Source organism: Corynebacterium sp. (assembly GCF_012837295.1).
In the GTDB taxonomy this organism is placed as follows: Bacteria; Actinomycetota; Actinomycetes; order Mycobacteriales; family Mycobacteriaceae; genus Corynebacterium.
This window is the reverse complement of sequence record NZ_DURI01000233.1, coordinates 1-7876: the sequence shown is the minus strand read 5'-3', so window position 1 is coordinate 7876 and position 7876 is coordinate 1. Positions and strand designations below refer to the sequence as shown.

Annotated in this window: 5 protein-coding genes; 4 read left to right on the top strand and 1 reads right to left on the bottom strand. The window is 69.6% G+C overall.

The features are described from left to right. Window positions 1-171 precede the first annotated feature (171 nt). Complete coding sequence (locus GX015_RS07685) at window positions 172-861, top strand: TetR family transcriptional regulator (protein WP_291344109.1); 690 nt, start codon at window positions 172-174, stop codon at window positions 859-861. An 18-nt stretch (window positions 862-879) separates the two neighbouring features. Then, window positions 880-2220, top strand: a complete 1341-nt coding sequence (locus GX015_RS07680; RefSeq protein ID WP_291344107.1) for an NAD(P)/FAD-dependent oxidoreductase — start codon at window positions 880-882, stop codon at window positions 2218-2220. Here the strand turns inward: GX015_RS07680 and GX015_RS07675 are convergent. Next, the gene (locus GX015_RS07675; protein WP_291344105.1) at window positions 2217-4337 is read right to left on the bottom strand and encodes a long-chain fatty acid--CoA ligase; all 2121 of its coding nucleotides are present in this window, start codon (window positions 4335-4337) and stop codon (window positions 2217-2219) included. The genes GX015_RS07680 and GX015_RS07675 overlap by 4 nt on opposite strands. Before the next feature lie 458 nt (window positions 4338-4795). Here GX015_RS07675 and GX015_RS07670 point away from each other — a divergent pair, with 458 nt between their 5' ends. After that, window positions 4796-6367, top strand: a complete 1572-nt coding sequence (locus GX015_RS07670) for a carboxyl transferase domain-containing protein (RefSeq protein ID WP_291344110.1) — start codon at window positions 4796-4798, stop codon at window positions 6365-6367. 33 nt (window positions 6368-6400) lie between these two features. After that, window positions 6401-7876: biotin carboxylase N-terminal domain-containing protein (locus GX015_RS07665; RefSeq protein WP_291344103.1), on the top strand; the 1476-nt coding region annotated here is incomplete at its 3' end.

Sequence of the window (7876 nt, the reverse complement as noted above, 5' to 3'; positions counted from 1 at the left end):
CGACCGGGCACCGGGACTCGGGGGAGGGGGTCGTTCCGGCCATTTCAAAGTCCCTTCATCGATGCGTATTTGACGGTCGACTCCGACGATACGTCGGTCCGGCGCGGCCCGCCCGGGTCCCGGTTACCCAATGTTCACCGATTGTGGCGCAGGCCACCTAAGATGATCGTCATGTCACGTCGAGCCGAACTCAGGGAGCGGAGGCACGCGGAAATCATCGCCGCCGCCGCCGCGATGATCGCCGACCGTGGATTCCATGTGACCAGGCTCGAAGACGTCGGCCAGGTCGTGGGGATCTCCGGCCCCGGCCTGTACCGGTACGTCTCGGGCAAGGACGACATGCTCGCCCAGATCCTGGTCGACATTTCCGTCCGGCTCGTGGACGGCGCCCGCGCGGTGATGGACCGTTCGCGCGCCGAGGAATGGGCCCCCGACCGCACCCTGCGGGAGCTGCTGAGCTTCCACGTCGAGTTCGCCGTCACCGAACCCGACCGGATCCGCGTGCAGGAACGGGAGATCGGCAACCTCGCCCCGCAGCAGCGGGAGAAGGTCCGTTCGCTGCAGCGCATGTACATCTCCATGTGGGTCGAGGCGCTGCGCCGCTCGAACCCGGAGCTCACCGAGGATGCCGCCCGCGTCCGCGTCCAGCTCGCCGCCGGCCTGATCAACTCTTCGCGCCACGTGGTCCGCTGGGCCGGCGCCGACGCCGTGCGCAACGAGGCGATGGACATGGCCTTCCGCGCCATGGACCTGCCGAAGGAAGACGACCCCGACATCAGCGACATCGCCCGCGCCGCTCTCGGCGGCCGTCCCCGCAGCGCGGGGGAAATTACGGAAAACGGCGAGCCCGGGACGTCGTAAAGCAATAATGTCCCGCCCATGAACGTCCTGATCATCGGGGCCGGACCGTCGGGGCTGGCCACCGCGGCGGAACTGAAGAAGGCCGGGCTGGACTACGACCACGTCGAGCGGCACGACGGCGTCGGCGGGCTGTGGGACATCGACAATCCCACGACGCCGATGTACGAGTCGGCGCATTTCATCTCGTCGAAGCGGCTGTCGTGCCTGCCCGGGCGGCCGTTCCGCGACGACGTCGCCGACTACCCGCCGCGCACCGAGATCCTGCGCTACCTGCGCGAATTCGCCGCCGACGAGGGCATCGCCGAGGGCATCGACTTCGGCGTCGAGGTCGTCGGAATGGAGCCCGCGGGGGAGGGCGGGTACCTGGTCGCGATTCGCGGCGCGGGCGAGGACTCCGAGCCGCGGACCAAGCGCTACGACCACGTGATCTGCGCCTCCGGCACGCTGTCGGTGCCGAACCTGCCGGACATTCCGGGCCAGTTCGACGGCGAATTCCGCCATTCCGCGACGTACCGCGGCATCGACGAGCTGCGCGGCAAGCGGGTGCTGGTCATCGGCGCCGGAAACTCCGGATGCGACATCGCGTGCGACGCGGCGCAGGCGGCGGAGTCGGCGGAGCTGAGCATGCGGCGCGGCTACTGGTTCATCCCGAAGCACATCTTCGGCCGCCCGTCCGACGAGTGGACGGTCACCGGCCCGCAGCTGCCCGCGCGGATCATGCAGGCCGGCGCGCAGGCGATCTTGCGGCTGTACTTCGGCGACCTGCGCAAGCTCGGCCTGCCCGCGCCCGACCACCGCATCTTCGAAACGCACCCGCTGCTCAACGACCAGCTCATCCACCACCTGCGGCACGGCGACGTCGCGGTGCGCGGGGACGTCTCGCTTTTCGACGGCCCGGACGTGGTCTTCGCCGACGGGTCCCGCGGCAGCTACGACCTCGTGCTGGCGTGCACCGGATACCGCCACGCGGTGCCATACGCCGGGGACCTGTTCGGCGGGCCCGACGGCAACGCCATGGAGCGGCTTTACCTGGGCTTCGCGCACCGGGAGCGGCCGGGCCTGTGGGCGCCGGGCCTCATCGAAACCAACTCCGGGGCCTTCGGCGCCATCGGCCAGCAGGCGCGGATCATCGCGGCGGTGCTGGCGGATGAGGCGGGCCCGGGCACGGGAATGGCCGCCGAGTTCGGCCGACGCGCCCGCGGACACGACGTCGACCTCACCGGCGGACTGAAAATGGACCGTTCGGAGCGCCACCGCGGGTACGTCGACTCGCATGCGCTCCACGCCGCGCTGGCCGGCGAGCTCGAGGCGCTGGGCCTCGACGCCCGCCGGGACCGGCTCGGGGGTCTGGCCGGTTAGTCGGCCTTGCGGTGGCGGGCCGGCGGCAGCGGGAAATCCTCGCCCTCGGCCAGCACCGGGTGCTCGTGCAGCGCCTGCTGCTCGAAGCTGACCCACTGGACGCCCGAGGACTCGTGGCAGCCCTTCGGCAGCGGATCCGCGTACAGCTCCTCGAACTGGTCCTTCATCTTCTCGTGGACGTGCTTGCGGCGGAGCTTGAGGCTCGGCGTCAGCTCGTCGGCCTCGACGGTGAGCTCGCGGTCGAGGATGCGGAAGCGCTTGATCTGCTCCCACGAGTTGAGGCCCTCGTTGAGGCGGCCCAGCGACGCCTGCACCAGCGCCACCACGCGCGGGTCCCGGGTCATCTCGGCGAAGTCCTCCGGCGCACCGCCGTTGCGCTCGCACCACTCGCGGGTGGCCTTCTCCTCGAGCACGACCATGCCGACCATGAACTTCTTGCCCTCGCCGTAGGCGACCAGTTCCATGGCCAGCGGGCACAGTCCCTTGAACTCGGACTCGATGGCCACCGGCGCGATGTACTTGCCGTTGGAGGACTTGAACAGGGACTTCTTGCGGTCGGTGATGTACACGAAGCCGCGCTCGTCCTTGCGGGCGATGTCGCCGGTGCGCAGGAAACCGTCGCCCGGCAGGGACTCCAGGGTGGCCTCCTCGCGGTTGTGGTAGCCGTTCATGTTCCACGCGCTCTTCAGCAGCAGCTCGCCGTCTTCGGCGATCTTGTCCTCGACGCCCGGGAAGGGCCAGCCGATGGTGCCGATGCGGTAGGCGTCCAGGCGGGTGAGGTGCGTGATGCAGCCCTCGGTGAGGCCGAAGCCCTCGGCGATGGGCATGCCCACCGACAGGTACCACTTGGTGATGTCCTGGTTGATCGGCGCGGAACCGGAGATGAGCATGCGCACGTTGCCGCCGAGGGCGGCGCGGATCTTCGACAGCACGACCTTGTCGGCGACGCCGAGGCGGAACTTCAGCCAGCCCGGCACTTCCTTGCCCGCCAGGCGCAGCTCGGTGGCCTCCATGGCCAGCTTCATGCTGGTCTTGCCCAGCTTGGCCTTGACGCCGTTGCCCTCGAACTGGGCCTGGATGGCGGAGTACGCCTTCTCGAAGATGCGCGGGGCCCCGCCCATGATGGTGGGCTTGACGTCCTGCAGGTTGTCGACGATCTTCTCGATGCGCCCGTCGATCGCGGTGGTGATGCCAGTGTTGATGGACACGTACAGCAGGAACCGGCCCATGAGGTGCGCCAGCGGCAGCCACAGGAAGTGGACGTCGTTCTGGTGCAGGTTCGGCGTCGAGGTCACCGCGGCGATGTTGTTCATCCACGCGCCGTGGGAGATGATCGCGCCCTTCGGCTTGCCCGTGGTGCCGGAGGTGTACTGGAAGGTGGAGATCGTGTCCGGGGTGACTTCGTCGATGGCGCGGCGCACGACGTGCTCGTCGTGGCGCAGCAGCTCGCGGCCCTGGGCCATCAGCTCCGACAGCGGCGACACCCAGTCGAGGATGTCCTCCTCGGAGCTGCCCTGCGGCGCGGTGACGGCCTGCGTCTGGGCGGACCAGGAGGGGTCGATGACGTAGACGTGCTCGATGTCGGGGATCGAATCGCGGATGCCCAGCAGCTTGGCCACCTGGGCGCCGTCTTCGGCGATGACCATGCGGGCGTTCGAGTCGTTGATGATGAACTCGATGTCCCCGGGCACGGACGTGGGGTAGATGGCCACGGAGTTGACGCCGATGGACATCAGCGCCATGTCGGAGTTGACCCAGTCCATGCTGGTGCCGGCGATGAGCGCGGCGGCGTCGCCCTTGCCCAGTCCGGCGGCGAGCAGGCCGGCGGACTGCTCTTCGACGAGACCGCGGAACTGGCTCCACGTGACGTCGACCCATTCGTCGTCGGCGTCGCGGTGGCGCCAGGCGACGGCGTCGGGGGTGGCGGTGGCGCGGCGCAGGACCATCGCGCCGACGCTGGGGGCGGGATTGTCCAGGACTTCGCGGTCGATGGGCTCGTCGGCGGGGGTGGCGTACCCGTCGATGCGCCATTCGTTGCCGGCCCCGGAGCGGGCCTTGGGCAGGCCGACGGTGCTCACGGGCGGCGGCGGGCTCAGATCGTTTTGCGGATTGCTCATCGTGTGCCTTTCTCGCGGGTTTTCGGTGGTGGTGGTGCTGTGCCATCACGCGCGGGTGATGTGAATCACTGTTCAACCGATGTTATGCGCAGATGATGTTTCCGCGAAGAAGTTTTCTCACATTGTGTCCGGGCCGTGTCCTTACTTCGCCGGCTTTCCCCTGGCGAGCCCGGTGTCGCGTGGGTTGGGCCGGCGGGTTTTCCGGGTCGGGGGAGAGTGGGGGCACCCCCGTTCAGTTAGTCGTCATTAACTGAAACGCTTGACGACGGTGTTGCGTTAGCGCTGGTTAACGCATGGGAACGGTGTTTTGTGACATGTCACTCACTGCGGGCGTTTCACCTGCACGTGATCCACGACATAATTCCGCTTGGCAAGTGGTTCGGGTCACAGTAGGGTTTCGACGCAGAGAGTTAATGAACGTTAACGCAATGCGCACGCCCAACCCCACGGAGAACGACATGACGGACCCCACCAACCGCGAGAAGCACGAGGCCCTGGTCGCCGATCTGCGCGACCTGCTCGCCCGCACCGCCGAAGGCGGCCCCGAAAAGGCCCGTCAGCGCCACGTGGATCGCGGCAAGCTGCTCCCGCGCCAGCGGATCACCGAGCTGCTGGACCCGGGCAGCCCCTTCCTCGAGGTCGCCCCGATCGCCGCGCACGAGATGTACGGCGGCAAGGTCCCCGCCGCCGGCGTCGTCGCCGGCATCGGACTCGTCGAGGGCCGACGCTGCATGATCGTGGCCAACGACGCCACGGTCTCCGGCGGCACCTACTACCCGATGACGGTGAAGAAGCACCTCCGCGCCCAGGAGATCGCCGACGCCAACCGCCTGCCCTGCATCTACCTGGTCGACTCGGGCGGCGCGATGCTGCTCAACCAGGACGAGGTCTTCCCGGACCGCGACCACTTCGGCCGCATCTTCTACAACCAGGCGAACCTGTCCAAGAAGGGCATTCCGCAGATCTCCGCGGTCCTCGGTTCCTGCACCGCCGGCGGCGCGTACGTCCCGGCGATGTCCGACGAGGCCGTGATCGTCAAGGAGCAGGGCACCATCTTCCTGGCGGGCCCGCCGCTGGTGAAGGCCGCGACCGGCGAGGACGTCACGCCCGAGGAACTCGGCGGCGGCGACCTGCACTCCAAGACCTCCGGCGTCACGGACCACCTCGCGCTCGACGACGCCGACGCGCTGCACCGCGTCCGCTCGATCGTCGACACGCTCCCTCTCGCCGCCGACGCCCCGTGGGAGGTGCGCGAGACCCGCGAACCCCTGCGCGAGCAGACCGACCTCTACGACATCGTCCCCGTCGACGCCCGCCAGCCCTACGACGTCCGCGAGGTCATCGAGACCATCGTCGACGCCGGCGAGTACCGCGAGTTCAAGGCCGAGTTCGGCACCACGCTGGTCACCGCCTTCGCCCGCGTCCACGGCCACCCGGTGGGGATCATCGCCAACAACGGCATCCTCTTCGCCGAGTCCGCCCAGAAGGGCGCGCACTTCATCGAGCTCTGCGACCAGCGCGGCATCCCGCTGGTGTTCCTGCAGAACACCACCGGCTTCATGGTCGGCCGCGAGTACGAGGCCGGCGGCATCGCCAAGCACGGCGCGAAGATGGTCAACGCCGTGGCCACCACCCGCGTGCCCAAGTTCACCATCGTCATCGGCGGCGCATTCGGCGCCGGCAATTACTCCATGTGCGGCCGCGCCTACTCGCCCCGCTTCCTGTGGATGTGGCCCAACGCCCGCGTCGCCGTCATGGGCGGCCCGCAGGCCGCGATGACCCTGTCGACGGTCCGCCGCAACCAGATCGAGCGCTCCGGCGGCGAGTGGTCGGCCGAGGAGCAGGAGGCCTTCGAGGCCCCGGTCCGCGACCAGTTCGAGGAGCAGTCGCACTGCTACTACTCCTCGGCCCGCCTGTGGGACGACGGGGTCATCGACCCCGCCGACACCCGCCGCATCCTCGGCATGGCCCTCGAGGTCGCCGGCGGAGCCCCCCTCGAGACGGCCGGCTTCGGCGTCTTCCGCATGTAACCCGCACCGACAGCACAGAGAGGAGAGAAGCACATGACCACCACCGCCCAGAACACCGCCAACACCATCAACACGGTGCTCGTCGCCAACCGCGGCGAGATCGCCTGCCGCGTGATCCGCACCCTTCGCGAACAGGGGGTCCGTTCCGTCGCCGTCTACTCCGACGCCGACGCCGACGCCCCGCACGTCCGCCTCGCCGACGTCGCCGTCCACATCGGCCCGTCGCCGGCCCGCGAGTCCTACCTCGTCGCCGACCGCATCCTCGACGCGGCCCGCCGCACCGGCGCCCAGGCCATCCATCCCGGCTACGGCTTCCTGTCCGAGAACGCGTCGTTCGCCCGCGCCTGCGAGGACGCCGGCGTCATCTTCATGGGGCCGCCCGCCTCGGCCATCGACACGATGGGCGACAAGATCTCGGCGCGGGCGACCGTCGAAAAGCGGGACGTGCCCACCGTGCCGGGAATCTCCCGCCCGGGCCTGACCGACGACGAGCTCATCGAGGCCGCGCCGGGCATCGGCTTCCCCGTCCTGATCAAGCCGTCGGCCGGCGGCGGCGGCAAGGGCATGCACCGCGTCGAGCGCATCGAGGACCTCGCCGAGGCCCTGGTCACCGCCCGCCGCGAGGCCGCCGGCGCGTTCGGCGACGACTCGCTGTTCATCGAGCACTTCGTGGACACCCCGCGCCACATCGAGGTGCAGGTGCTCGCGGATTCGCACGGCAACGTCATCCACCTCGGCGAGCGCGAGTGCTCGCTGCAGCGCCGCCACCAGAAGGTCATCGAGGAGGCGCCGAGCCCGCTTCTCGACGAGACGGTGCGCGCGCGGATCGGCGAGGCCGCCTGCGACGCCGCCCGCTCCTGCGGGTACGTCGGCGCCGGCACCGTCGAGTTCATCGTCCCCGCCGCCGACCCGGACAAGTTCTACTTCATGGAGATGAACACCCGCCTCCAGGTCGAGCACCCCGTCACCGAGGAGGTCACCGGCCTGGATCTGGTGGCCCTCCAGCTGGCCATCGCCCGCGGCGCCGAGCTGCCGATCACCCAGGACCAGGTCACCATGACCGGCCACTCCATCGAGGCCCGCGTCTACGCCGAGGACCCGGCCGCCGGGTTCCTGCCCACCGGCGGCACCGTCACCCGCGTCGTCGAGCCCTCCGGGCCCGGCGTCCGCGTGGACTCCGGCATCGCGGACGGCTCCGAGGTCACGTCGCTGTACGACCCGATGCTGCTCAAGGTCATCGTCCACGGCGCCGACCGCGCCGAGGCCCTCGACCGCCTCGACCGGGCGCTGGCCAACACCGTCGTCGCCGGCGTCGGCGTCAACGTCGACTTCTGCCGCTACCTGCTCTCCGTGCCCGAGGTGGCCTCCGGCGACCTGGACACCGGCCTGCTCGACCGCGTCGCCGGCGACTACGCCGATTTCCCGGTGCCGGACGAGGCCCTGGTCGCCGCCGCGATGGCGTGGCTGGCCGGCCGCTGGCCCGAAGGCCCCGCCTCCCCGTGGGCGGTG

Coding starts and splice junctions, on each gene's coding strand:
- GX015_RS07685 (WP_291344109.1), top strand. CDS start 172: ATGTCACGTCGAGCCGAACTCAGGGAGCGGAGGCACGCGGAAATCATC.
- GX015_RS07680 (WP_291344107.1), top strand. CDS start 880: ATGAACGTCCTGATCATCGGGGCCGGACCGTCGGGGCTGGCCACCGCG.
- GX015_RS07675 (WP_291344105.1), bottom strand. CDS start 4,337: ATGAGCAATCCGCAAAACGATCTGAGCCCGCCGCCGCCCGTGAGCACC.
- GX015_RS07670 (WP_291344110.1), top strand. CDS start 4,796: ATGACGGACCCCACCAACCGCGAGAAGCACGAGGCCCTGGTCGCCGAT.